Annotated in this window: 24 protein-coding genes and 1 other RNA gene; 15 read left to right on the plus strand and 10 right to left on the minus strand. The window is 70.1% G+C overall.

Annotated features, from left to right (window positions below; translation table 11 throughout):
- Nucleotides 1-18: 18 nt before the first annotated feature.
- An RNA gene (gene rnpB, locus ACW14X_RS25085) (RNase P RNA component class A) lies at nucleotides 19-372 on the minus strand.
- Between the two features lie 13 nt (nucleotides 373-385).
- Complete coding sequence (locus ACW14X_RS25090; RefSeq protein ID WP_141794223.1) at nucleotides 386-577, minus strand: DUF1918 domain-containing protein; 192 nt, start codon at nucleotides 575-577, stop codon at nucleotides 386-388.
- Between the two features lie 87 nt (nucleotides 578-664).
- Between ACW14X_RS25090 and ACW14X_RS25095 the strand changes: the two genes are divergently transcribed.
- Nucleotides 665-1,090, plus strand: coding sequence for a tetratricopeptide repeat protein (locus ACW14X_RS25095; RefSeq protein ID WP_350716084.1), 426 nt, complete (start codon nucleotides 665-667; stop codon nucleotides 1,088-1,090).
- 41 nt (nucleotides 1,091-1,131) lie between these two features.
- Nucleotides 1,132-1,443: a 4a-hydroxytetrahydrobiopterin dehydratase gene (locus ACW14X_RS25100; RefSeq protein ID WP_350716086.1), complete on the plus strand. Its 312-nt coding sequence runs from the start codon at nucleotides 1,132-1,134 to the stop codon at nucleotides 1,441-1,443.
- 6 nt (nucleotides 1,444-1,449) lie between these two features.
- Here ACW14X_RS25100 and ACW14X_RS25105 read toward each other — a convergent pair whose 3' ends face one another.
- From ACW14X_RS25105 to ACW14X_RS25115, 3 genes are read right to left on the minus strand one after another with little or no spacing between them, the layout of a single operon-like run.
- Entirely contained in the window at nucleotides 1,450-2,211 is a 762-nt protein-coding gene (locus ACW14X_RS25105) for a transglutaminase family protein (RefSeq protein WP_457163717.1), read from the minus strand.
- A 14-nt stretch (nucleotides 2,212-2,225) separates the two neighbouring features.
- Nucleotides 2,226-3,155, minus strand: a complete 930-nt coding sequence (locus ACW14X_RS25110; RefSeq protein ID WP_160022128.1) for an alpha-E domain-containing protein — start codon at nucleotides 3,153-3,155, stop codon at nucleotides 2,226-2,228.
- Nucleotides 3,155-4,639, minus strand: a complete 1,485-nt coding sequence (locus ACW14X_RS25115) for a circularly permuted type 2 ATP-grasp protein (protein WP_457163718.1) — start codon at nucleotides 4,637-4,639, stop codon at nucleotides 3,155-3,157. Before ACW14X_RS25115 ends, ACW14X_RS25110 begins: the two co-directional genes overlap by 1 nt.
- 75 nt (nucleotides 4,640-4,714) lie before the next feature.
- Between ACW14X_RS25115 and ACW14X_RS25120 the strand changes: the two genes are divergently transcribed.
- Entirely contained in the window at nucleotides 4,715-4,924 is a 210-nt protein-coding gene (locus ACW14X_RS25120; protein ID WP_160022132.1) for a hypothetical protein, read from the plus strand.
- A 20-nt stretch (nucleotides 4,925-4,944) separates the two neighbouring features.
- Here ACW14X_RS25120 and ACW14X_RS25125 read toward each other — a convergent pair whose 3' ends face one another.
- A complete protein-coding gene (locus tag ACW14X_RS25125; protein WP_457163719.1) occupies nucleotides 4,945-6,159 on the minus strand; it encodes a PQQ-dependent sugar dehydrogenase in 1,215 nt (404 codons plus the stop codon).
- Nucleotides 6,160-6,205: 46 nt separating this feature from the next.
- Here ACW14X_RS25125 and ACW14X_RS25130 point away from each other — a divergent pair, with 46 nt between their 5' ends.
- Both ACW14X_RS25130 and ACW14X_RS25135 read left to right on the plus strand, forming a co-directional pair.
- Nucleotides 6,206-6,853 (plus strand): ion channel, encoded by a 648-nt coding sequence (locus ACW14X_RS25130; RefSeq protein WP_160022136.1) that lies wholly within the window; start codon nucleotides 6,206-6,208, stop codon nucleotides 6,851-6,853.
- Nucleotides 6,854-6,917: 64 nt separating this feature from the next.
- Nucleotides 6,918-7,853: a hypothetical protein gene (locus ACW14X_RS25135; RefSeq protein ID WP_457163720.1), complete on the plus strand. Its 936-nt coding sequence runs from the start codon at nucleotides 6,918-6,920 to the stop codon at nucleotides 7,851-7,853.
- Nucleotides 7,854-7,874: 21 nt separating this feature from the next.
- Here the strand turns inward: ACW14X_RS25135 and panB are convergent, their stop codons facing one another.
- The 3 genes from panB to ACW14X_RS25150 form a co-directional block, all read right to left on the minus strand.
- Nucleotides 7,875-8,747, minus strand: a complete 873-nt coding sequence (gene panB / locus ACW14X_RS25140; RefSeq protein ID WP_160022140.1) for a 3-methyl-2-oxobutanoate hydroxymethyltransferase — start codon at nucleotides 8,745-8,747, stop codon at nucleotides 7,875-7,877.
- Between the two features lie 98 nt (nucleotides 8,748-8,845).
- Nucleotides 8,846-9,694, minus strand: a complete 849-nt coding sequence (locus ACW14X_RS25145) for a hypothetical protein (protein ID WP_457163721.1) — start codon at nucleotides 9,692-9,694, stop codon at nucleotides 8,846-8,848.
- Nucleotides 9,691-10,227 carry a GNAT family N-acetyltransferase gene (locus ACW14X_RS25150; RefSeq protein ID WP_457163722.1) on the minus strand — a complete coding sequence of 179 codons (537 nt, stop codon included), beginning with the start codon at nucleotides 10,225-10,227 and terminating at the stop codon, nucleotides 9,691-9,693. The genes ACW14X_RS25145 and ACW14X_RS25150 overlap by 4 nt, the downstream gene beginning before the upstream one ends.
- A 54-nt stretch (nucleotides 10,228-10,281) precedes the next feature.
- Between ACW14X_RS25150 and ACW14X_RS25155 the strand changes: the two genes are divergently transcribed.
- From ACW14X_RS25155 to ACW14X_RS25195, 9 genes are all read left to right on the plus strand, one after another.
- Nucleotides 10,282-10,752, plus strand: coding sequence for a GNAT family N-acetyltransferase (locus ACW14X_RS25155; RefSeq protein ID WP_160022144.1), 471 nt, complete (start codon nucleotides 10,282-10,284; stop codon nucleotides 10,750-10,752).
- 124 nt (nucleotides 10,753-10,876) lie between these two features.
- Nucleotides 10,877-11,944, plus strand: coding sequence for a 3-keto-disaccharide hydrolase (locus tag ACW14X_RS25160; RefSeq protein ID WP_457163723.1), 1,068 nt, complete (start codon nucleotides 10,877-10,879; stop codon nucleotides 11,942-11,944).
- Between the two features lie 56 nt (nucleotides 11,945-12,000).
- The gene (locus ACW14X_RS25165) at nucleotides 12,001-14,025 is read left to right on the plus strand and encodes an NAD(+) synthase (protein ID WP_160022146.1); all 2,025 of its coding nucleotides are present in this window, start codon (nucleotides 12,001-12,003) and stop codon (nucleotides 14,023-14,025) included.
- A gap of 97 nt (nucleotides 14,026-14,122) precedes the next feature.
- On the plus strand, nucleotides 14,123-14,758 hold the full coding sequence (locus ACW14X_RS25170) for a SatD family protein (RefSeq protein WP_457163724.1): 636 nt from the start codon (nucleotides 14,123-14,125) through the stop codon (nucleotides 14,756-14,758).
- A gap of 7 nt (nucleotides 14,759-14,765) precedes the next feature.
- Entirely contained in the window at nucleotides 14,766-15,515 is a 750-nt protein-coding gene (locus ACW14X_RS25175; RefSeq protein WP_457163725.1) for a hypothetical protein, read from the plus strand.
- Between the two features lie 11 nt (nucleotides 15,516-15,526).
- The gene (locus ACW14X_RS25180) at nucleotides 15,527-15,718 is read left to right on the plus strand and encodes a hypothetical protein (protein WP_457163726.1); all 192 of its coding nucleotides are present in this window, start codon (nucleotides 15,527-15,529) and stop codon (nucleotides 15,716-15,718) included.
- A gap of 49 nt (nucleotides 15,719-15,767) precedes the next feature.
- Nucleotides 15,768-17,105 (plus strand): type I glutamate--ammonia ligase, encoded by a 1,338-nt coding sequence (gene glnA / locus ACW14X_RS25185; RefSeq protein WP_160022154.1) that lies wholly within the window; start codon nucleotides 15,768-15,770, stop codon nucleotides 17,103-17,105.
- Nucleotides 17,106-17,217: 112 nt separating this feature from the next.
- On the plus strand, nucleotides 17,218-17,994 hold the full coding sequence (locus ACW14X_RS25190) for a type 1 glutamine amidotransferase (RefSeq protein WP_350716106.1): 777 nt from the start codon (nucleotides 17,218-17,220) through the stop codon (nucleotides 17,992-17,994).
- A gap of 27 nt (nucleotides 17,995-18,021) precedes the next feature.
- Nucleotides 18,022-20,994 (plus strand): bifunctional [glutamine synthetase] adenylyltransferase/[glutamine synthetase]-adenylyl-L-tyrosine phosphorylase, encoded by a 2,973-nt coding sequence (locus ACW14X_RS25195; protein WP_457163727.1) that lies wholly within the window; start codon nucleotides 18,022-18,024, stop codon nucleotides 20,992-20,994.
- Nucleotides 20,995-21,012: 18 nt separating this feature from the next.
- Here the strand turns inward: ACW14X_RS25195 and ACW14X_RS25200 are convergent, their stop codons facing one another.
- Complete coding sequence (locus ACW14X_RS25200; RefSeq protein WP_160022160.1) at nucleotides 21,013-22,227, minus strand: MHYT domain-containing protein; 1,215 nt, start codon at nucleotides 22,225-22,227, stop codon at nucleotides 21,013-21,015.
- A gap of 191 nt (nucleotides 22,228-22,418) precedes the next feature.
- On the opposite strand from ACW14X_RS25200, the gene ACW14X_RS25205 reads away from it, so the two are divergent.
- Nucleotides 22,419-23,117 (plus strand): spermidine synthase, encoded by a 699-nt coding sequence (locus tag ACW14X_RS25205; RefSeq protein WP_457163728.1) that lies wholly within the window; start codon nucleotides 22,419-22,421, stop codon nucleotides 23,115-23,117.
- The last annotated feature ends 5 nt before the right edge of the window (nucleotides 23,118-23,122 follow it).

Here is a 23,122-nt window from a genome sequence, read left to right on the forward strand (position 1 = left end):
TGGTCAGAGCAAGGAAAGCGGACGGGCTGGCCTGTAAGCCGGGTTCTGTAGTCGGCGACCATCCATCTCGGACCATCGTTGCCGATGGCCTCTAGCAACCTACCCGCGCACTCGGGCGGACCGCCCTCAAACGTACGCTGTCTGGTCTTGCTCCGGGTGGGGTTTACCTAGCTCCTCGTGTCACCACGAGGACTGGTGGGCTCTTACCCCACCGTTTCACCCTTACCGCTACCTGGAGGGTAGCGGCGGTCTGTTCTCTGTGGCACTGTCCCGCGGGTCACCCCGGGTGGCCGTTAGCCACCACCCTGTCCTGTGGAGCCCGGACTTTCCTCGACGTCCCCAAGGGAACGACGCGATCGCCCGGCCAGCCCGTCCGCACAAAAGTCTAGTGCGAGGCGGGCTCGATGTGGGCATCCGGACCGGGGAAGACGAGTGACTCGTGGTCGCTGTCGCTCCAGCGTACGAGGTAGGGCGGGCTGCCGTCGGGGTGGCTGACCTCGATGATCTCGGCCTCCCGAACGTGGTCCCCGACGTGCTGGCCCGCCACGACGAGGTGGTCACCTACTGATGCGTGCATGCGCGTTCACCTCCTCACCGTCACCATGGTGCTCCGGTGCGGGTGTGGATGGAATACCATCTGGGGGTATCACGTTCGGAGGGTGTGATGACGGAGAACGAAGAGTTCGAGTACGTGGCCCCGGCTGTGGTCTTCCCGGGCCAGAGCGCCCACGAGGTGGCCTACCGGACGGCCCACGACCTGCTCTCGCGGCGCTTCCCGGTGGAGGCGCTGGAGATCCTGGAGCCGGCGCTGGCAGACGACCCCGACAACTTCGGGCTGCGCAGCATGCGGGCCTGGGCGTACATGCTGCGGGCCCAGCTCGCCAGGGCCGAGGCGGAGCTGCGCTGGCTCGTCGAGCGCGACCCCAGCGACGCCTGGAGCCAGCACTCGCTGGGTCGCGTCCTGGAGCGCCAGGACCGGCTCGAGGACGCGCTCGGCCCGCTGCGCCTGGCGGCCGTGATGAGCGACGACTACGACCATCACGCAGCCGTCTACCGCGTACGCAACCGGCTCGCGCAGCGCGAGGGGTGACCGGCGTGGCGCGTCGCCCACGGCGGTGGCAGGGTGGAGGCATGGAACCTGACACCACGACCCTCACCGCCGAGCAGGTCGCCCAGGAGCAGCTCGACGGCTGGACCTTCGACACCAGCGGCGAGGCCGACAGCATCGTCGCCCGCGTGGAGACCGGTGACTTCATCACCGGTCTCGCGCTGGTCAACGCGATCGGGGCGAAGGCCGAGGAGGCCAACCACCACCCCGACATCGACCTGCGCTACCCGTACGTCGAGATCCGGCTCAGCAGCCACGACGCCGGGGGCGTCACCAGCCGTGACATCGCGCTGGCGAAGGTGATCAACGGGCTCGCGGCGGAGAGCACGCTCTGAGCGAGGCTAGGCGAGCCGGGTCATCTCGACGGTGACCTCGACGGCCGGCTCCTCGGGGCCCGAGTAGATCCCGCCCAGCGGCTTGACGTCGGTGTGGTCGCGGCCGGTGGCCACACCGACGTACGCGTCGCCGGGCTCGTTGCCGGTCATCGGGTCGACCCCGTGCCAGCCGTTGTCCCACCACTCGACCCAGGAGTGCGCGCCGCCGGGGTAGACGTAGCCGGAGACGTAGCGCGCCGGGATCCCGACCGTACGCAGCGCCCCCAGCAGTTGGTGGGCGGAATCGATGGCCGGGTGGCCAGTGGCGCGGGATTCGTCGGCGATCGCCTGCGCGATCGCCAACGCGGCCTCGCCCGGGAAACCGGCGTCGGCCGCGATCGACTTGGCGACTCCCGCAAGCGGCTCAGCGGGCGTCACCAGCTCGGGCACGCCCAGGAACTCGACGTACCTGTCGGCGACCTCAGGCCGACCGGCCTCCTCCCAGGTGAGCACCGGTGCCGCCCCGGGCTTCCGGTCGACGTGGACGGTGCTCGTCGCAGAGACCTTCAGCCGACGGTGCGCCTCGAGCACCTCGATCGCGGTGACCTCGTTGCCGAAGTAGTCCTTGTACTCATACGTCCACGGCTTGGGTGAGACGTCGATCCGGTGGTGGACCACGATCTGGTCGGGCGTGGTCAGGGGAGTCAGCCGCGCCTGGTTGTAGGAGGCGACCGCGGGTCCGTCGTAGGCGAACGTCGTGGTGTGCACGATGCGGAACTGCATGCTCATCTCGATCAGACTCCTCAGACCGGCTGCCAGGCCAGCGCCTCGGCACCGGCGAAGTAGCGCTTGGTGACCGCCTCGGTGGCCTCGGCGCAGGTGACCTGGAGCCGCTCCATCTCGGCGGGCAGGTCCGCCAGCAGATCGTGGAGCGAGCGATACTCCAGCGAGGCCCGCATCCGGCCGATCAGTCGATGGGCCTCGTCGGTGAAGCCGGCGCGGCGGGTCGTCCCCTCGAGCGTGTCCAGGGCCAGCTCGGCCCGCTGCAGCGCGTGCACCACCGAGCGCGGGAAGATCCGGTCCAGCAGCAGGAACTCGGCAGCCGCCTGCTCGGTCTCGACCCCCTTGTTGACCCGCAGGAACGCGTCGTACGCCCCACAGGCGCGCAGCGTCGAGTTCCACTGCGACGCGCCGCCCGCGCTCGTCAAGGAGGTGGTCGCGACCAGGCGCGAGGTCATGTCGGCGCGCTCGACGTAGCGCCCGAGCATCAGGAACTGCCAGGACTCATCGCGCATCATCGTGGCGTCGGCGGTGCCGTTGATCTGGGCGACCCGGTCGCGCACCCAGCCGAAGATGAACGGGGCCCGCATGTGCTTGAACTGGCCGGCCGGGATCGCCCGGTAGGTGGTGTTGAGCGCCTCCCACAACGGCACCGAGAGCGTCTCCCGGGCGCCGCGCGCCGACTCCCTGGCCGCGCCGAGCGCGTAGGCCATCGAGGTCGGCGCGGTGGTGTCGTACGCGAGCATGTCCAGCATCTGCGGCAGCCCGACCTTCTCCTCCTCGGAGAGCTCGATGCCCATCACCGCGAGCAACGAGCGGCAGGCGGTCTCCTCGTCGGTGGCGGCGTCCTCGAGAATGTGCTGGGTCTGTACGTCGAGGATGCGCGCGGTGTCCTCGGCGCGTTCCACATAGCGCCCGATCCAGAACATCGACTCGGCGATGCGACTCAGCATCACGCAACCCCCTGCGTTTGAGACTGACTCCGGCTGTGTGGCCGAGAGGACGTCGGTCCGGCGAGCACCCAGGTGTCCTTCGAGCCGCCGCCACGGGAGCTGTTCACGATCAGCTCGCCCTCTGCGAGCGCCACCCGAGTCAGGCCACCGGGAAGAACCCAGACCTTGTCGCCATCATTGACCGCGAACGGCCTCAGGTCCACATGCCGCGCCCCGAGATCGCCATCGGTGAAGGTCGGAACCGTCGAGAGCTGCACCACCGGCTGCGCGATCCAGGAGCGGGGGTCGTCCAGGATCTTGCCACGCAGCACGTCCAGCTCGCGTGCGGAGGCCGCCGGTCCGATCACGATCCCCTTGCCGCCGGAGCCGTCGACGGGCTTGAGCACGAGCTCGTCGAGCCGGTCGAGGACCTCCTCGCGTGAGGGCGCATCGCCCATCCGCCAGGTGTCGACGTTGCGGATCACCGGGTCCTCGCCGAGGTAGTAGCGAATGATGTCGGGCATGTAGGTGTAGACGAGCTTGTCGTCGGCGACCCCGTTGCCGACCGCGTTCGCCAGCGTCACGTTGCCCATCCGGGCGGCGTCGATCAACCCGACGCAGCCGAGCATCGAGTCGGGCCGGAAGTGCACCGGGTCGAGGAACTCGTCGTCGATGCGCCGGTAGATCACGTGCACCGGGGCCAGCCCCTTGGTCGTACGCATCAGCACCTGCCCGTTGCGGCAGACCAGGTCGCGCCCCTCGACGAGCTCGACCCCCATCGTGCGGGCCAGCAGCGCGTGCTCGAAGTAGGCGCCGTTGTAGACGCCCGGGGTCAGGACGACCACGGTGGGGTCGGCGACGCCGGCGGGAGCGGCCGCGCGCAGCGCCGCGAGGAGCTTCTGCGGGTAGTTCGCCACCGGCCGGATCCGGTGCTCGGCGATCGTCTCCGGGAGCGCGGCCGAGATCGCGCGACGGTTGGTCATGACGTACGAGACACCCGACGGGACGCGCACGTTGTCCTCCAGCACGCGGAACTCGCCGTTGTTGTCCCGGACCAGGTCGATGCCCGAGACCTGGATGCGTACGCCGTTGGGCGGATGCACCCCGGCGGCGGCGCGGTGGTAGTGGCTGGAGGTGGTGATCACCTCGCGCGGGATCACGCCGTCGTCGAAGACGTTGCCCTCGTCGTAGATGTCGGCGAGGAACAGCTCCAGCGCCTTGACCCGCTGCTGGACGCCCTTGTCGATCGTCGCCCAGGTGTCCCGCTCGATGACTCGCGGCACGATGTCGAGCGGGAAGGCCCGCTCCTCTCCGCCGATGTCGAAGGTGACGCCCTGGTCGAGATAGCTGGCCTGCATCGCCTCGACCCGGCTGATCAGCTCCGCTGCGCTGAGCCGCCGCAGCGAGTCGCCCAGCCGTTGATAGGGAGGGCGCAGCTCGCTGCCGACGAACATCTCGTCATAGGCCGGATCTCGAGTCTCGTAGGCATCGAACATCTGGCTCATGGGGGCAACCTACTGAAATCCGTGTAACAGCGCTGTTGCCCACGCGAACATCTCGCACAACGGTAGGTTTGTGGCATGAGCGACGAGCACGCGGGCGAGTACTACTACTGCCTCAAGCACAAGACCGTCGAGCCGTACCAGGGCTGCAAGGCCAAGGACCGTCTCGGTCCCTACGCCTCCCACGCCGAGGCCTCCCGTGCGCTGGAGCACGTTCAGGAGAACAACGAGCGCTGGGAGAAGGAAGACAAGGCCTGGGAGGGCGACGCGGGCACCGAGGACAAGTGATCCTCAGCCCCGGGTGGTCCTCAGCGTGGGGTCACCCGGAGCAGCACGTCCTCGCCGCCGTTGTCGGTGGTGATCAGCAGGTCGCCGTCGGCGGCCAGCGAGACCGTACGCAGCCGCCCGTAGTCGTGCATGACCTCGGGTGAACGGTCGTCGGTGAGCTTCCCGGACTCGTCGAAGGAGATGATCCGCAGCTCCTGGTCCTTGAGCACGGCGACCGCCAGCGCCCCGCCGTAGGCGCCCCACCGCTCCTGGACCGGGATGAAGGTGCCGCCGCCGGTGGCGACGGTCGGGTTGCCGGACTCCCAGGCCGCCTCGATCTGCTCTCCGGGCAGGTCCTGGTCGGTCATCGGCACCGACTCGTCGTAGCCCGCACCGGGGTTCCAGCCGTAGTCGCCGCCGAGCGTGATCTCGTTGACCTCGTCGTCGCGGTCGGGGCCGTGCTCCATCGACCAGATCGTGCGGTCTGCTCGCTCTGCCAGACCCTGCACGTTGCGGTGGCCGAAGCTCGTGATGAATCGTCGCGGCCCTTCGTCGCCCGCCCACGGGTTGCCGGGCCACGGCTTGCCGGTCTGCGGGTCGAGCCGCAGCGTCTTGCCGCCCAGGGAGTCGAGGCTGCGCGGGTTCTCCTCGTTGGCGGCGTCGCCGGTGCCGACCCACAGCGCACCGTCGGCGCTGATCAGCAGCCGGCAGCCACCATGGCGCCCGGAGCTGGTGGGGAAGCCGTCGATCAGCGTCCGCTCCTGGGTCGCCCTGGTCAGCCCGGCGTCGAGGGTCCAGGAGATGACGCGTACGTCCTCCCCGCCGTTCCAACCCTGGCAGGTGTAGATGCGCCGGTTCTCGGCGAAGCCGGGGTCGACCTCGAGGCCCATCAGCCCGGTCTCACCGGAGACCCAGATGTCGTTGTCCTCGAGCGTGATCTCGCGCCGCCCGCCGCCCTCGATCAGCGACAGGACCGCCCGGTCGCGCTCGGTGACCAGGAACCGGTCCTCGCCGATGTCGGCCACGTCCCAGGGATGGTCGAGCTCGTCGTTGACCACCTCGACATCGAGCTCCGGGACCCGGTCGGACGTCGGCAGCACAGCCGCCGGGTCCGATGCGGAGGCGCTCGCGGAGGCGCTCGGCGAGCCCGACGGGTTCAGCGGTGGGGGAGTGGAGGCGGGAGAGGAGTCTCCGGCGCATGCGGCGGTCGAGAGCCCGAGAGTGATCACGGAGGCGAGGGCGATGGCAGCGCGCATGGTGCCGACGGTACTGGTCGGGTGGGCTCTAGGGTGTGCGGTTGTGATGAACGTGATCAGGGCGATGCGCGAACACCCTTCCGCCGTACTCCTGCTCGGACAGGTGGTGGCGATCCTGGCCTACCCCTTCCTCGACAGCTCGACCGCCGGCCGCGCCGCGCTCGGTGTGCTGCAGCTGCTGCTCCTGCTGGCAGCGGTCGCGGCGGTACGTATGACCCCAGCTTTCTCGTGGGCGGCCATCATCTTCGGCGGCCCGGCGACGATCTTCGCGGTGTGGGAGTCCGTCGCGCCGAACGAGGGCTGGGTCGTGCTGACCTCGGCCTTCTTCCACGTCCCGTTCTACCTGTTCGTCTCCTACGCGATGATCCGCTACCTCTTCCACGACGACGTGGTGACCCGCGACGAGCTCTTCGCGACCGGTGCCGCGTTCACCGTGGTCGCCTGGGCCTTCGCCTATCTGTACGCGGCTATCCAGGTGATCTGGCCCGGCTCGTTCGGCGACCACCGGCAGTGGTTCGACCTGCTCTACCTATCGTTTACCACGCTGACCTCGGTCGGCCTCTCCGACATCGTTCCCGTGCTCCCCAACGCCCGTTCGATGGTGATGCTCGAGCAGATCGCGGGGGTCTTCTACGTCGCCATGGTGGTCGCCCGCCTCGTCGGGCTGGCGGCCGCCAGGGCGCGACGCGTGTAGCCGTTCTCCACAGAGTGGGCCGAATGCGGTGGCGCCGGGCCTGACTTCGTCACAGCGTGGGCGCATGGAGAAGTCAGTGTCACGCCGGCCGCCGCGCAGGCGCAGCGGCCGCTGGGTGGGTCTGGGGTCCGGGGTCCGGCTCGCGCGCGACGTCGGTGAGGAGGCTCCGGTCTGGGCCCGGATGCGGGCCTGGGCGGAGCAGCTGCCGGACGGCACGGTCTTCACCGGGCTGACCGCGGCGGAAGCGTACGAGCTCTGGCTGCCGCCGCTGGCTCCGGACCGTCCCATCGAGATCTCCATCCCGAGCGGGGTGCGGGTGCGACGGCCCCAGGTGGACGCCACCCGCCACCGGCTTCCCCCGCACAGCCACGGGATCGACGGCGTACGGATCGCGACTGTCGCCGAGACCGTGCTCGCCGCGGCGACCCGCCTCGGTCTGTTGGATCTGGTCGTGCTCGTCGACGGCGTGCTGCATGAGCAGGGTTGCACCCGCGACGATCTCGAGGAAGTGGCGCGAAGTCGGAGGGGCGGGCCCCGGTTGCGCGAGGCGCTCGCTCTGGCCGACGGCCGGTCGGAGTCTCCGTGGGAGTCGTTGCTCCGGATGCTGCACGAGGCGTGCGAGGTGCCGGTGCAGCCTCAGGTCGAGCTGTTCGACGACGCTGGTCGCTTCGTGGCGCGGGCCGACCTGCTGATCACCGGGACCAGGACACTGCAGGAGTACGACGGAGCCGTGCATCGCGACCGTGGCCAGTATGCCCGCGACCGCCGCCGGGACTCGCGCCTCGCGGAGGCGGGCTACGTACGCCACGGCTACGTGGCGCCGGACGTCCGCTTCCGCGCCGCGATGATCCTGCGAGAGGCCGACGCGGCGCTCGGCCGGACCTACGATCCGACCCGCCTGGACGCCTGGTACGCCCTGTGGCGTGGATCGCTGTGGGAGCAAGATCCGAGAAGTGGTCAATTTGGGCCCGGCACGGAGCCGGCGGACGGCCCAAATTGACCACTTCTCAAACGTGGAACCTCAGAAGGTGTGCTCGGGGCCGGGGAAGGTCGAGCCCTTGACGTCCGAGATGTACGCCTCGGCGCCCTCGGACAGGACCGACTTCACGTCGGCGTACTGCTTCACGAAGCGGGCCATCTTCCCGCTGCGCATGCCGAAGGCGTCCTGCCAGACCAGCACCTGGCCGTCGCAGTCGGGGCCGGCGCCGATGCCGATCGTGGGGATGTCGAGCTCCTTGGAGATCTGCGCGGCGACCTCACCGGGGACCATCTCCATGACGACCGCGAACGCTCCGGCCTCCTGGACGGCCTTGGCGTCGTCGATGATCCGGTCGGAGGTGTCGCCGCGGCCCTGGACGCGGTAGCCGCCGAGCACGTGCTCGGACTGCGGGGTGAAGCCGATGTGGGCGATGACCGGGATGCCGCCCTCGGTCAGCTTCTTGATCACCGGGGCCATCTCGGCGCCGCCCTCGAGCTTCACGCAGTGGGCGCCGGCCTCCTTCATGAAACGCACCGCGGTCAGGTAGCCCTGCTCGGGCGAGGCCTGGTAGGAGCCGAAGGGCAGGTCGCCGACGACCATCGCGCGCTTCACGCTGCGCGAGACCGCACGGGTCAGCGGCAGCAGCTCGTCCACGGTCACCGGAAGCGACGTCTCGTTGCCGAGGACGTTGTTGGAGGCCGAGTCACCGACGAGCAGCAGGTCGACCCCGGCCTCGTCGAAGATCTGGGCGGTGTACATGTCGTAGGAGGTCAGCATCGTGATCTTGTCGCCACGCTGCTTCATCTCGCGAAGATGATGCGTGCGCACCTTGCGTACGGGCTTGGCCGGCGTGTTCCCAGCAGCTCCGGTCCCGTAAGGGGCGGTCTCCTCAGCAGAGGGGTTCGTGCTCATCATCGAGCCTTTCTGGTGTCATCTCGCAGCTCCCTGATGGAGTCCACGGACTACTCCCAGCGTATGTCGAGAAGACCTCGTACGCGCTGTGGCGGTGATCACTAACGGGTGAGCTCGGCCTCGAGGCCCGCGAGCGCCTCCCGGTCGTCGGCGGTGTCGCCGTGGGGTCCGGCGAACCAGGTGGCGTACTGGTCGATCTCGTCGAGGCGCCATTCCAGGTCGAAGAGGCCGCCGGGTGCGCGTATGTCGCGATCTGCGGGAGCCAGCTTCAGCGACTCCCAGTCGACGAGGACGATCCCGGTCCTAGTGAGGAGCTGGTTGCGCTCGTGGGGTTCGCCGTGGGTCGTGACCCAGGTGTCGGGGTCCTCGGCTGCGCCGAGTCGGTGGTAGGTCGCCGTCCAGTGGACGATCTCCGGCAGCGCGGCGCGGAGCGCCTGTCGCGCCCGCTCTCCGAACGGTCCCTGGTCCCACGGAACTGACACCCGTTCAGCAAGTGCCTCGCTGAACAGAGGCCCGACCAACGGCCGCCAGGACGCGATGCGAGCCGGCGGGGTCGTCGCGTGCAGCCGCTCGAGAAGCTGACGTACGCCGTCGGCGACCGCAGGTCGCTCGCCGGCGACCCACGGGGTGGCTGACAGCAGACCGTCACCGGCCGGCACGGTGAAGCGCCCGGCTGAGGCCCGCACCGGCGGGACCACGAACTCCAGCCCGGCTCCGTGGAGTGCCGCGGCCCCGGCGTACGCGCTCTCCAACGTCTCCGCGGTGTGGCGACCGGGCTTGGGCGCGTCGTACGTCACGAACAGCCGTGCTTCGCCCGCCTCCGATGCCCGCCAGTGCCAGGCCCCGAAGCCCACCGGCAGATGCTCGACGCGGTCGACGGCGCGATCCCAGCGCGCGCGGACGAGGGCGAGCACGCTGGCATCTGTGATGCCGACGGGCGGCTCGTTCACAGCCGGTCGAAGGGCGCGGCGTAGGCGAAGGTGCCGCGGACGGACGGGTCGTACGCAGCCAGCGGCCGTGCCTGGAAGTAGTCGCCCCAGGCGGGCTCGGGTGCTTCGATCCCGAGCGAGGAGGCAGGGACGAAGCCGAAGCGGCCGTAGTAGTCGGGGGAGCCGAGGAGGACGACGACCGGCTCGCCCATCGCGTCGGCGGCACCGAGGATGGCGTGCATCAGGGCCGAGCCGACGCCGTCGCGTTGGCGGGCGGGGGAGACGCTGACCGGGCCGAGGCCGAGTGAGGGCCGGCCGGCGAGCGTCCCACGGGTTGCCACGGCGTGGCCGACGATCTCGCCGTCGGCCTCGGCGACCAGCGAGAGCTCCGGGATCCAGCCCGGGTCCTCGCGCAGCCATCCGACCAGCGTCGCCTCGCCGGGCGCACCGTCGGGCTCGATCGGCGGCGCGGAATGCTCCACACCGGAGAAGGCGGCGGCGGTGACCGCACGGATGGCAGCCACGTCCTCGGGACGTTCACGTCGAATCAGCACGTTCCGACGCTAAACCGAACGACAGCCCCGGCGCTCCTGGTTATCGTCGCGTCCATGCGGGTGCGAGAGGCGACGGCGGAGGACCTCGACGCGGTGATCCACGTCGGCGTGACGACCTGGCGGGTGACGTACCCGCCGATCACCGGCGAGGCGTACGTCGAGGAGGGCATCGCCAAGTGGTGGGCCCCGGACGCAGTGCTCCCCGGGATCAGGGCCGGCACCGTCCTCGTCGCCGAGGTGGACGACCAGGTCGTGGCGATGGCCTCCTACTCGGTCTTCGAGGACCACCTGATGCTCTGGAAGCTGTACGTCCTGCCTGACTCCCAGGGCTCCGGCGCCGGCAGCGCGCTGCTGAGCGAGGTGATCGCCCGCGCCGGCGACCTGCCCGTACGCCTCACCCACCTCGTCGGCAACGACCGCGCCCACGGCGTCTACGAGCGCCTCGGGTTCGTCGAGACCGAGAAGGTGCCGAGTCCCATCGACGGCGGTCCCGAGGAGATCGTGATGGAGCGCGCGGCAGGCTGATTCTTCTTTCGAAGGTTATTTGCGAAAGTCGCGCGGAAGTGGTTGAAAGTGGGCGGCCGCCGACACTAGCATCCAGCGTGACGCGCATCACATCTCGTTCGGCGTCCTGACGTTCGGAGTCTCGATGTCCCACTTCCTCCCCTCACGCCGCAATCGGACCCGGCTCGCCGTCGGGTCGGCCGTCCTCGGGATCACCGCTCTGTGCCTGGGCGGTGCGGTCGGAGCCGCCTCCGCCGCTCCTGCTGAGACGCCCACGACGACCGCAACCTGCCCGGCGCCCGATGCCCGCTCGAGCGTGGTCTTCCTCGATCTCGACAGCGGCGTCGCCAACAGCACGCTGCGCTCCGGCTGCACCATCAACGACGTCATCGACGACGAGCGGACGTGGCCGACTCACGGGGCCTTCGTGATGCACGTCCGCAGTGTCACCGCCGATCTGGTCGTCGCCGGTGAGGTGACGCGTGCCGAGGCCAGCCGGCTGCAGTCCGCTGCCGCCCGCTCGCAGGTGGGGAAGGTCGAGGGGTACGACTGGCTCTTCGACGGCTCGGCCGACTCCTTCGACGACTGGGCCTACGCCGGCGACGGCGGGTTCGACCTGGTGCCCGACGGCACCATCCGCAGCCGTGCCGGCGCGGGTGGCGGGTTCGGAACCCTGTGGTACCCGGCACAGGAGTACGGCGACTTCTCGTTGCGGCTGCAGTTCCGCGACGACGCACCCGGGACGGCCCGCGGGAACAGCGGCGTCCAGGTGCGCTTCCCCGAGCTGTGGGGTCCGGTCGAGGGGTGCCCGACCACGTTCAACGGCAGCGAGACCGGGAACCTCTCCTGGATCGCGGTCAACTGTGGCCACGAGATCCAGGTCAACGACTCGCCGGAGGGTGGCGGCAACGACCCCCGCAAGACCGGGTCGATCTACGGCTTCGCCGACCTCACCCTGGCGCAGGCGCGACCGACCCCGAAGGGCACCTGGAACGACCTCGAGATCCGTGTCGTCGGGCAGCACTACACCGTGATCCGCAACGGCGTCGTGATCAACGAGTTCGAGAACCTGCCCGGGCTGCCGTTCCCCGGTCGGCCGAACGACCCCGACTCCAGCAGCCGCGGGCTGACCGGTCACGTCGGGGCCCAGGCGCACGGCAGCGCCCCGGACGTGGTCTCCTACCGGAACATCCGCATCCGCGACCTGTCCTGAGGTCGTACGCGGTCGGGCGGGCATCGGGTGGCTGGGGTAGCGCCTAGACTCCGGGTGTGGACTTCTACTCCGCCTACTCCCATGGTTTCGCGCGGGTCGCGGCGTGCACCATCCCGATCTCCGTCGCCGACCCGGCCGCCAACGCGCGCGAGGTGATCGCGCAGGCCCGCGAGTGCTCCGACGAGGGGGTCGCGGTGGCGGTCTTCCCCGAGCTGTGCCTGAGCGGCTACTCCATCGACGACCTCGTCCTGCAGCGGACGCTGCTCGATGCCGTGCACGCCGCGATCAGCGCGATCGTGGTGGCCTCCGAGGAGCTGCTGTCGGTGATCGTCGTCGGCGCCCCGCTGCGCCACGGCGACCGGGTGCTCAACACGGCGGTCGTGATCCACGGCGGCGAGGTGCTCGGCGTGGTGCCCAAGACCTACCTGCCGACCTACCGCGAGTTCTACGAGAAGCGGTGGTACGGCACGGGCGACGGCGCCGACGGCACCATCATGCTCGGCGGCGAGGAGGTGCCGCTCAGCAACGAGCTGCTCTTCCGGTGCACCGACGTCAAGGATCTCGTCTTCCACGTCGAGGTCTGCGAGGACATGTGGGTCCCGGTGCCGCCGAGCGCCAAGGCGGCGCTGGCCGGCGCGACCGTGCTGCTCAACCTCTCCGCCAGCCCGATCACCGTCGGCCGCTCCGACGCGCGCCGGCTCCTGGTGCAGTCGGCGAGCGCGCGGTGCATGGCGGCGTACGTCTACACCGCCGCCGGCCAGGGCGAGTCGACGACCGACCTGTCCTGGGACGGGCAGACGATGGCGTACGAGCTCGGCGACCTGCTGGGGGAGACCGAGCGGTTCCCGGACGGGCCTCGGCGCACCGTGGTCGACGTCGACCTGGAGCGGATCCGCGCCGAGCGGATCCGGCAGGGCACCTTCGACGACAACCGCCGCGCCGAGGGCACCTTCCACTCCGAGATCGAGTTCGAGCTGAGCCCGCCGCTGACCGGTGACGGTCTGAGGCGCAAGGTCGACCGGTTCCCGTTCGTCCCCGACGACCCGGAGAAGCTCGCGCTGGAGTGCTACGAGGCCTACAACATCCAGGTCTCCGGGCTCGAGAAGCGGCTCCAGTCGATCGGCCCGGACACGAAGATCGTCATCGGCGTCTCCGGCGGGCTCGACTCCACCCATGCGCTGATCGTCGCCGCCAAGGCGATGGAGCGGCTCGGCCGGCCGGCGAGCGACATCCTGGCGTTCACGATGCCCGGCTTCGCGACCTCGGACGACACCAAGTCCAACGCGATCAAGCTGATGGAGGCGCTCGGGACGACCTACGAGACGCTCGATATCCGCCCGACGGCCACCCAGATGCTCAAGGAGATCGGCCATCCGGCCGGCGACGGCGAGCCGGTCTACGACGTCACCTTCGAGAACGTCCAGGCGGGGCTGCGTACGGACTTCCTCTTCCGCATCGCCAACCAGCGCGGCGGCATCGTCCTCGGCACCGGCGACCTCTCCGAGCTCGCGCTCGGCTGGGCGACCTACGGCGTCGGCGACCAGATGTCGCACTACAACGTCAACGCGGGCGTCCCGAAGACCCTGATCCAGCACCTGATCCGCTGGGTGATCACCACCGAGCAGTTCGACGGAGCCGCCGACGAGGTGCTCCAGGAGATCCTCGACCAGGAGATCTCGCCCGAGCTCGTGCCGGGGGAGGTGCTGCAGTCGACGGAGCAGAAGATCGGGCCGTACGCCCTGCAGGACTTCACCCTCTTCCACACCGTGCGCAACGGCTTCACCCCCTCGAAGATCGCCTTCCTGGCGTGGAACGCCTGGCACGACGTCGAGGCCGGCGAGTGGCCCCCGGGGTTCCCGGAGGGGAAGCGGACGGCGTACGAGATGAAGGAGATCCGGGCGTGGCTCGAGGTCTTCGTGAAGCGCTTCTTCGCCAACCAGTTCAAGCGCTCGGCGCTGCCCAACGGTCCCAAGGTCTCCAACGGCGGCACGATGTCGCCCCGCGGTGACTGGCGGATGCCCTCGGACGCCTCCCCGGCCGCCTGGCTCGCCGAGATCGAGGCCAGGGTTCCCGTGGAGTAGGGATCGTGCCTGCGGCCTCGCGTTGAAGGAGATGGCTTCAGCCGAAGCGAATAAAGCAAATGCCTTCATCTCGCCAGAATGAAGGTATGATCTTCACATGGCTTCTGTGGCAACCGTGATCGGCGACCTCGTGGGCTCGCGCACCAAGACTGACCGTGCGCAGGTCCACGCGGCGTTTGCCGAGGCCGTCGCGGAGATCAACGAGACCTGGCAGCCGGTCACCCCGCTGCGGATCACGGTCGGCGACGAGTACCAGGGAGCCTTCGAGACCGTCGGGGCCGCCATCCAGGCCACGTTCCGGCTGCGGATCGCGCTCGACCCCGTGGTCGGCGTACGCCACGGCATCAGCTGGGGCGCGACCCGGGTGCTCAGCGACGACCCCCGGGTCGAGGACGGACCGGGGTGGTGGGCCGCACGGGCGGCGATCGAGACAGCGGAGAACGCCGAGAACAAGGCGGCCTCCCGCAGCGTACGGACCTGGTATCAGCCGGCGGAGGACGCGGGCGGGCCGGACCCGGCCGCGGTCAACGCCGCTCTGGTCTCGCGCGACGAGCTCTTTTCTCGCCTGGACCGGTCCTCGGTGTCGGTGCTTTCTGGCATGCTCTCCGCCATGCCTCAGAAGGCCATCGCCGCCGAGCTCGACATCACCCCCTCCGCGGTCTCCCAGCGTGTCCGCCGCGACGGCATCGCCGTGATCGTGCGCGCCGACGAGCTGCTGGGGAAGGTCCGGTGAGCGCGGCATGAGCTGGATAGCGCTGCTGCTGATCGGGGTCGGGACGGTCGACTTCGCCCACTCGATCATCGACCCGTTCAAGCGGATCCGCTGGGTCCCCGAGGCGATCGGGGCTGCCGCGGTGATCGCCTTCGGCCTGCTTTCGGCCCTCTTCGGAGGTGACCTGGCGGCCGTGATCGTGATCGCCGGGCTCGCCGTGCTGTGGGGGTTCCTGGCCCATCCGCCCCAGGGCGTGGACAAGAACCCCCGTCCGGGGATCCCGCTGGCGCTGCTCGGCGGGGCGATCTTCGTCGGGATCCTGCTCGCCCCGGTGGCCGGCGAGGTCGGCGGACCGGTCGCCGCGTGGGCCGAGCACGCGCCCTGGGTCTGGGTCGAGGCGGCGCGCCCCGAGGCTGTGCTGCTCGTCTTCGGTGGCCTGCTGGTCCAGGTCTCGACCGGCAACGTCGTGGTGCAGCTCGTCCTCGACGTCGCCAAGGTGGCCAACCCGCTCGACGGCGTCGACGGCAACAACCTCAAGGGCGGCCGGCTCCTGGGCCCGCTCGAGCGGCTGACGATCTTCGGGCTCGGTCTCACCGGCAACCTGGCCGCCGCCGGCCTGGTGGTCGCGGCCAAGGGCCTGATCCGCTGGCCGGAGCTGCAGTCGTTCCGCGGCGAGCACGAGGGGCCGAGCATCAACGACGTGACCGAATACTTCCTGGTCGGCAGCTTCGTCTCCTGGATGACCGCGCTGGTGACCCTCGCCCTGGTCATCACCTAGATTGCGGTGTCATGACTGTGGGTAAGGCTCTTGGGCTCCTGGTGGCCGCCGTGCTTCTCCTGGCCGGCGGAGCGCTGGCGCTGACCGGCATGGGCTATCTCGGCGGAGGCGGCACGAGCGCCGCCTGGTCGATCCTCGGAGCCGCCCTGGCTGGGTTCGGGGTGGCGCTGGTGATCTCGATCTTCAGAGGTCCCGGCCGCTGACCGTGGCGCGGAGATCCCGCCTGTAACGTCGGACCGTTAGTGTTCACGCATGGGCAAGCAACAGGACTTCGTGCTCCGGGCACTCGAAGAGCGGGACGTACGTTTCGTGCGGCTGTGGTTCACCGACGTGCTCGGCTATCTGAAGTCGGTCGCGGTGGCGCCGGCCGAGCTCGAGAGCGCCTTTGCGGAGGGCATCGGCTTCGACGGCAGCGCGATCGAGGGGTTCGCGCGGGTGACCGAGGCCGACATGCTGGCCCTGCCGGATCCGAGCACCTTCCAGATCCTGCCGTGGCGCCAGGACGGCCCGGCCACGGGCCGGATGTTCTGCGACATCGTGATGCCCGACGGCTCGCCGTCCTACGCCGACCCCCGCTACGTGCTCAAGCGCACCCTGTCCAACGCCGCGGAGAAGGGCTTCACCTTCTACACGCACCCCGAGATCGAGTTCTACCTCTTCAAGGACAACCCGCGCGACGGCAGCGAGCCGACCCCGGTCGACTCCAGCGGCTACTTCGACCACACCGCGCAGTCGATGGGCGCCGACTTCCGGCGTGAGGCGATCACGATGCTCGAGGCCATGGGCATCAGCGTCGAATACAGCCACCACGAGGGCGGACCGGGCCAGAACGAGATCGACCTGCGCTACGCCGACGCGCTGAGCACCGCCGACAACATCATGACCTTCCGTACGGTCATCCGCGAGGTGGCGCTGAGCCAGGGCATCTGGGCCAGCTTCATGCCCAAGCCGTTCACCGACCACCCGGGCTCGGGCATGCACACCCACCTGAGCCTGTTCGAGGGCGACGCCAACGCGTTCTACGAGCCGGGCGCCGAATACCAGCTCTCCAAGACCGGTCGCAGCTTCATCGGCGGCGTGCTCCGCCACGCCGGCGAGATCACCGCGGTGACCAACCAGTGGGTCAACTCCTACAAGCGCCTGATCGGCGGGGGAGAGGCGCCGGCTCACGTCGCCTGGGGCCACAACAACCGCTCGGCGCTGGTCCGGGTGCCGATGTACAAGCCGCTCAAGGGCCAGTCGACCCGCATCGAGGTCAGGAGCCTCGACGCCGCCTGCAACCCCTACCTGGCCTTCGCCGTGATCCTGGCGGCGGGCATGAAGGGCATCGAGGAGGGCTACGAGCTGCCGCGCGAGGCCGAGGACGACGTGTGGGCGCTGACCGAGCGCGAGCGCAAGAGTCTCGGCATCGACCCGCTGCCGGAGAACCTCGACGAGGCGATCGGGATGGCCGAGGACTCCGAGCTCCTCGCCGAGACCCTGGGCGAGCACGTCTTCGACTTCTTCCTGCGCAACAAGCGCGCCGAGTGGGCCGCCTACCGCGAGCAGGTGACCGCCTACGAGCGCTCCCGGATGCTGCCGGTCATCTGAGTCCGCAAACTGGTTGTCAAGGAAACTCAAGCCCGATTCCACACTTCCGATCCGGTGCTGCCACACTGGATCGAACGGGAGAGTGGGAGTGATGTCGTTGAGTCTTCCCCGAGTGCTTGTGATCCAGCACGAGGAGACAGTGCCGCCGGCGTTGTTCGGTCATTGGCTGGCTGAGGCGGGCATGTGTGTCGACGTCTGTCGGGCGTACGCCGAGCCGATCCCGCCGCTCTCGTCGCTGGACGCCTCCTACTCGGGGTTGCTCGTGATGGGTGGCTCGATGGACGCCGACTCCGACGACGAGCACCCCTGGCTCCAGGTCACCCGCGAGCGGATCGCGCAGGCCGCCGAGGCCGGCATCCCGACGCTCGGGATCTGCCTGGGCCACCAGCTGGCCGCGATGGCGCTCGGTGGCACCGTGGAGCGCAGCCCGTTCGGCCTCACCGTGGGCGTACACCAGGTGACCTGGGAGCCCGAGGTGCTCTTCGACCCGCTGATGCGCCTGCTGGCGGGCGACGACCGCGCCATGCACTGGCACCGCGACGTCGTCGGCCGGCTGCCCGAGGGCACCGTCCAGCTGGCCAGCTCGATCGACGGACAGGTCCAGGCGGCGCGGTTCGCCCCGACCGTGTGGGGCGTGCAGTTCCACCCCGAGGTCGACGCCGCCGCGGTTGCGGTCTGGGCCGAGGAGTCGGTCGAGGAGCTCGAGCAGATCGGACGCAGCGTCGACGACGTGGTCGCGACGGCCACCTTCGCCGAGAAGGAGCTGATCAAGACCTGGCAGCCCCTGGCCTTCGGGTTCGCTCGCCTGGTCCGTGAACGCAGTGCCGCCGTCGCCCCCGGTGGCACCCGGGGAGGGGTCATCCCGACCCCCAGGCCCTGGAGCGCGTGACCTCACCCAGGTGACAGAATCGGGGCCATGACGTTGCCAGGCAAGGGCGAGCTGCTCCGGCTCGGCTTCAACGACCCGGACACGGCACTGGTCCATCTGGCAGGTCTCGGCCCCGGCGCCCATGAGCTGTTGGCGATCCTGGGCCAGGCGGCCGATCCCGATGCGGCGCTGGACGGTCTGGTCACGCTCGCCGAGTCCCAGGGCGACGGCTTCGTCGAGGAGCTCGCCGGCGATGAGGGCACCGCGATGCGGCTGGTCTCGGTGCTCGGCGCCTCGCCCGCGCTGACCGACCACCTGGCCCGCCATCCCGATCACTGGCGTGAGCTGGCCGACCCGACCCTCGGCACGACCAGGCCCGCTGCGTACGTCTTCCGGGCCTCGCTGCTCGAGGCCGTCGGCGCGAAGCCGGGTGATGAGTGCCCGGTGGCCACGGTCCCGGACGCGGAGGCGGTCGACGCGCTGCGGGTGGAGTACCGCCGCTGGCTGCTCCGGCTGGCCGCCCGCGACCTGGCCCACCAGCTCCCGGTCGACGATGTCGCCGCCGAGCTCTCCGACCTGGCCTGCGCCACCCTCGATGCCGCGCTCGCGGTGGCCCGCGCGCGGGTGGGAGCGGACGCCGACAAGGTCCGGCTGGCCGTCGTCGCGATGGGCAAGTGCGGCGGCCACGAGCTCAACTACGTCTCCGACGTCGACGTGATCTTCGCCCACGAGGCCGCCGACGGAGTCGCCGACGACGTCTCCCTGCGAGTGGCCACCCAGCTCGCCAGCAACCTGATCCAGGTCTGCTCGGCCCACACCGGGGAAGGCACCATCTGGCCCGTCGACGCCGCGCTGCGCCCCGAGGGCAAGGCGGGCGCGCTCTCCCGCACGATCGCCGGCCACGTCGGCTACTACGAGCGCTGGGCGAGCACCTGGGAGTTCCAGGCGCTGCTCAAGGCTCGGCCGGCCGCGGGCGACCTCGCCCTGGGCCGGGCCTACGTCGACGCCGTCAACCCGTTCGTCTGGAAGGCCGCCGAGCGCGACGGCTTCGTCTCCGACACCCAGAAGATGCGGCGCCGGGTCATCGCCCACATCCCGTCCCGGGAGGCCGACCGCGAGCTCAAGCTCGGCGCCGGCGGACTGCGCGACGTGGAGTTCGCCGTGCAGCTGCTGCAGCTGGTCCACGGCCGCACCGACACCGGCATCCGCCAGCCCACCACGCTCTCCGCGCTGGCGGCGCTGACCCGCTCCGGCTATGTCGGGCGCGAGGACGGCGAGGCCATGCACGAGGCCTACGCGTTCCTGCGGCGGATGGAGCACCGGCTCCAGCTCTACCGGCTGCGACGCACCCACGTCGTCCCCGACGACGAGGAGTCGCTGCGCTGGCTGGCGCGCTCGCTCGGCTACCTGCGCGACCCGGTGGCGCGGCTGGAGAAGGAGTGGGGCCATCAGCGGATCGAGGTACGCCGCCTCCATGAGAAGCTCTTCTACCGCCCGCTCCTCGACGCGGTCGCCCGGATCCCGTCCGGCCAGGCGCACCTCTCCGCGAAGGCGGCCGAGGAGCGGCTGACTGCGCTGGGCTACGCCGACCCCAAGGCTGCGCTGCGACACCTGGAGGCGCTCACCACGGGCGTCTCCCGGCGCGCCGCGCTGCAGCGGGCGCTGCTGCCGGTGATGCTGGAGTGGCTCTCCGAGGGCTCCGACCCCGACGCCGGGCTCTTCGGGTTCCGCCGGATCTCCGACGCCCTCGGCGCCACCCCCTGGTATCTGCGCTCCTTGCGCGACGAGGGCCTGGTCGCGCAGCACTTCGCCACGATCCTGTCCACCTCGCGCTACACGACGGCGCTGCTCGAGCGGGAGCCCGAGGCGCTGCGCCTCCTGGGCCACGATCTCGCGCCGCTCTCCGCCGAGGCGCTGACCGACGAGATGGTCGCCCGCGCCGCCCGCCGGCGCACCACCACCTCCGCCGAGGAGGCCGTACGCCACATCCGGGCGATCCGCCGCCGCGAGCTGTTCCGGATCTCGGCCGCCGAGCTCCTCGGCGAGGCCGGGATCGACACCATCGGTGCTGCGCTGTCCCGGCTCACCGACGCCACCTTGGAGGCCTCGCTGCGTACGGTCGTGGCCGAGGAGGTCTCGCGCCGCGGGATCGACGGGCCGCCGACGCGGATCGCCATCATCGCGATGGGCCGCTACGGCGGGTTCGAGCTCTCCTACGCCTCCGACGCCGACGTGCTCTTCGTCCACCAGCCCGTCGAGGGTGCCGACCCGGGTGAGGCGACCCAGTTCGCGCTCAAGGTGATCGCCGACCTACGCCGGCTGCTCGCCCTGCCGGGTGCCGACCCGCCACTGGAGATCGACGCCGACCTGCGCCCCGAGGGTCGGCAGGGCGCGCTGGTGCGGACCCTGCCGGCGTACGCCTCCTACTACGCGAAGTGGTCGGGCATCTGGGAGTCGCAGGCGCTGCTGCGCGCCGACGCCGTCGTCGGCGACCCGCAGGTGCGCGAGGCGTTCACCGAGATGATCGACCCGCTGCGCTACCCCGAGGGTGGGCTGAGCGAGGACGACATCATCGAGGTGCGCCGCATCAAGGGCCGTGTCGATCACGAGCGGCTGCCCCGCGGCGCCGACCCCAACACCCATCTCAAGCTCGGCCGCGGCGGGCTCGCCGACATCGAGTGGACCGTCCAGCTGCTGCAGATGCGGCATGCGTACGCCGTCCCGGGGCTGCGTACGCCACGCACCGTCGAGGCGCTGCAGGCCGCCCGCGACGCCTCGCTGATCGAGGCCGACGACGCCGAGACGCTCATCGAGGCATGGCGGATGGTCAGCCGGGTCCGCAACGCGGTCACGCTCGCGCGCGGCCGCCCGGCGGACTCGCTGCCCGCAGGGCCCGTCGAGCAGCACGCCGTCGCGGCCATCCTCGGCTATCCGGCGGGCGCGACCGACGAGCTGGTCAACGACTACCTGCGGATGACCCGCCTCGCCCACGGTGTGGTCGAGCGCGTCTTCTGGGAGTAGCCCCCAGCTGCAGTCGGCCTAGAGGTTGTTGTCGTTGCGTGGCGGCAGCCAGCCCGGATTGCGCGGCGCCCGAGGCTGCGGCTGAGCCGGCGGCTCGTTGGTCGCCTCCTCGCCGGGCTGTCCACCCTGCGGGTTGAACAGGTCCGTCCGCCGCTCCGGGAAGCCGTTGGAGGGCTGCTGCGCGTAGGGCCGAGGCGTCCAGCGTCCGTTCTGCGGGCGCAGCTGAGTCGGACGCTGCGGACGCTGGCCCGGGTTCTGCGGGCGCTGGGAGAACATGCTGCCGATGCCCTCGCCCGCCGCCTGGTTCGCCTGCGGGCTGCCGGAGGCGGCCGGCTGACGCGTCGGGAGCGGCTGCAGCGGCTGTCGCGGCTGCTGGAGCATGTCGGGCTCGTGGCCGGAGAAGGACTGCCCCAGGGCGGGCCGCTGCGGCATCATCGCGTGGGCGCCGGAGTCGGAGGTCGCCGGCCGCTGGTCCGGGGTCCACGGGTCTTCGAGATCGTCGTTGATGCCCGCGAACATGGTGGCGAAGCCGATCACGATCAGCATGCCGGCGGAGATCGCGAAGATCGGCATCGCCAGGTAGACCGGGTCGGCACCGCTGACGTGCCCGAGCTTGTCGTCGGGGGAGCTGTGGATCTCGAGAGCGAGCATGCCGGTGTAGTGCATGACGCACACGCCGATGCCCATGATGACGGCAGCGCCCACGCGCATCAGCCGCGTGGTGACGTTGAAGGCGAAGAAGAGCGCGAGCGCCGAGGCGACCAGCGCGATGACGACCGAGGCCACGACCACGGCCGGCTTCCAGACCATCTTGGCGCTCATGTCCATGGCGTACATGCCGGTGTAGTGCATCGCGCACACGCCGGCCCCGGTGACCAGGCCACCGACGATGTAGCCCGCGTTGCCGCGCATGGCGGTCGCGATCAGCATGCCGACCATCGCCGCGATGATCGCGACGGCGAGCGAGATGAGGGTGGTGCCGACGTCGAGGGCGTACGCCACATGGCTGTCGAAGGCGAGCATGCCGATGAAGTGCATCGACCAGATCGCACCTCCGCCGATCGAGGCGGCGGCGCCGAAGAGCCAGAGCCAAGCGCCCGCGCCCGCACCGCGCCGGCGCGCGCGGGTCGCACAGGTCAAGCCGACCCATGAGCCGAGAACGGAGATGATGAACGACATCCCGACCAGGGGTTGGCTGAACGCCCCGATCGTGACTTCTTCGATGGTTGTCACGCTGCTTTGACTTCCTCTCGTTCCTCGCCGGGCGGGGTGTGGGGGATCGGCGAAGTAGATCTGGAAACATGCATAGATGCCCCAAGGGGTATCCGAGATGCATCCATAGCGGGCAATGGTGTCGTTGTCGCGCAGGTCACAGTAGAGGAACAGGTCCCCCATTTCCATGTGGGGGGTAGGGTATCTCCGCTATGGCCGACGATGTATATGTGCTCGAGCTCGACGCGATGCAGCAGTCGGCGGTCGATCTGGGGGATCCGACCCGCCTCGTGTTCGACTACATGAGGCGTATCGGGGATGTTATCGACCGACTGCCTCCAGGGCCAGTGCGAGTTCTGCATATCGGCGGTGCCGCGATGACGCTGGCGCGCTACGTCCACGCCACCCGGCCACGCTCCTCGCAGATCGTGCTCGAGCCGTCGGTCGAGGTCATCGAGCGCGTACGCAGCGAGGCGCCGCTCCCGCCGCGCAGCGGCATCAAGGTGCGTCCCGTCGACGGGAAGAGCGGCATCGGCGGCGTACGCGACGGCTTCGCCGACCTGGTGATCCTCGACGCCTTCGACGGCGGCCGCACCCCGGACGAGCTCACCTCTGCCGCCTTCGTCGAGGACGTACGCCGCGTGCTCGCCCCCTCCGGGGTCTTCGTCGCCAACCTCGTCGACCGGGCGCCGTTCCCTCAGGCGCGCGACTTCATCGCCGCGGCCCGCGACCTCGGCGACATGGTCGTCGGTGTCGAGCCGGCGACGATGAAGGGCCGCCGCGCCGGCAACCTGGTGATCGTCTGCGGCACGGTGCCGGACTCGCCGTTCGGGTCACCCTCGCCGATGGAGTACCGGATCTTCACCGACCGCGCCGTCGCCGACTCCTTCGGCGGCGGCACGCGCCGCTAGGGTGG

The sequence above is a fragment of the Nocardioides sp. YJ-D4 genome, assembly GCF_054031495.1.

Excerpts from the sequence above, each read along its gene's own strand:
- ACW14X_RS25090 (WP_141794223.1), bottom strand. The coding sequence starts at position 577 with ATGCACGCATCAGTAGGTGACCACCTCGTCGTGGCGGGCCAGCACGTC.
- ACW14X_RS25095 (WP_350716084.1), top strand. The coding sequence starts at position 665 with ATGACGGAGAACGAAGAGTTCGAGTACGTGGCCCCGGCTGTGGTCTTC.
- ACW14X_RS25100 (WP_350716086.1), top strand. The coding sequence starts at position 1,132 with ATGGAACCTGACACCACGACCCTCACCGCCGAGCAGGTCGCCCAGGAG.
- ACW14X_RS25105 (WP_457163717.1), bottom strand. The coding sequence starts at position 2,211 with ATGAGCATGCAGTTCCGCATCGTGCACACCACGACGTTCGCCTACGAC.
- ACW14X_RS25110 (WP_160022128.1), bottom strand. The coding sequence starts at position 3,155 with ATGCTGAGTCGCATCGCCGAGTCGATGTTCTGGATCGGGCGCTATGTG.
- ACW14X_RS25115 (WP_457163718.1), bottom strand. The coding sequence starts at position 4,639 with ATGAGCCAGATGTTCGATGCCTACGAGACTCGAGATCCGGCCTATGAC.
- ACW14X_RS25120 (WP_160022132.1), top strand. The coding sequence starts at position 4,715 with ATGAGCGACGAGCACGCGGGCGAGTACTACTACTGCCTCAAGCACAAG.
- ACW14X_RS25125 (WP_457163719.1), bottom strand. The coding sequence starts at position 6,159 with ATGCGCGCTGCCATCGCCCTCGCCTCCGTGATCACTCTCGGGCTCTCG.
- ACW14X_RS25130 (WP_160022136.1), top strand. The coding sequence starts at position 6,206 with ATGAACGTGATCAGGGCGATGCGCGAACACCCTTCCGCCGTACTCCTG.
- ACW14X_RS25135 (WP_457163720.1), top strand. The coding sequence starts at position 6,918 with ATGGAGAAGTCAGTGTCACGCCGGCCGCCGCGCAGGCGCAGCGGCCGC.
- panB (WP_160022140.1), bottom strand. The coding sequence starts at position 8,747 with ATGATGAGCACGAACCCCTCTGCTGAGGAGACCGCCCCTTACGGGACC.
- ACW14X_RS25155 (WP_160022144.1), top strand. The coding sequence starts at position 10,282 with ATGCGGGTGCGAGAGGCGACGGCGGAGGACCTCGACGCGGTGATCCAC.
- ACW14X_RS25160 (WP_457163723.1), top strand. The coding sequence starts at position 10,877 with ATGTCCCACTTCCTCCCCTCACGCCGCAATCGGACCCGGCTCGCCGTC.
- ACW14X_RS25170 (WP_457163724.1), top strand. The coding sequence starts at position 14,123 with ATGGCTTCTGTGGCAACCGTGATCGGCGACCTCGTGGGCTCGCGCACC.
- ACW14X_RS25175 (WP_457163725.1), top strand. The coding sequence starts at position 14,766 with ATGAGCTGGATAGCGCTGCTGCTGATCGGGGTCGGGACGGTCGACTTC.
- ACW14X_RS25180 (WP_457163726.1), top strand. The coding sequence starts at position 15,527 with ATGACTGTGGGTAAGGCTCTTGGGCTCCTGGTGGCCGCCGTGCTTCTC.
- glnA (WP_160022154.1), top strand. The coding sequence starts at position 15,768 with ATGGGCAAGCAACAGGACTTCGTGCTCCGGGCACTCGAAGAGCGGGAC.
- ACW14X_RS25195 (WP_457163727.1), top strand. The coding sequence starts at position 18,022 with ATGACGTTGCCAGGCAAGGGCGAGCTGCTCCGGCTCGGCTTCAACGAC.
- ACW14X_RS25205 (WP_457163728.1), top strand. The coding sequence starts at position 22,419 with ATGGCCGACGATGTATATGTGCTCGAGCTCGACGCGATGCAGCAGTCG.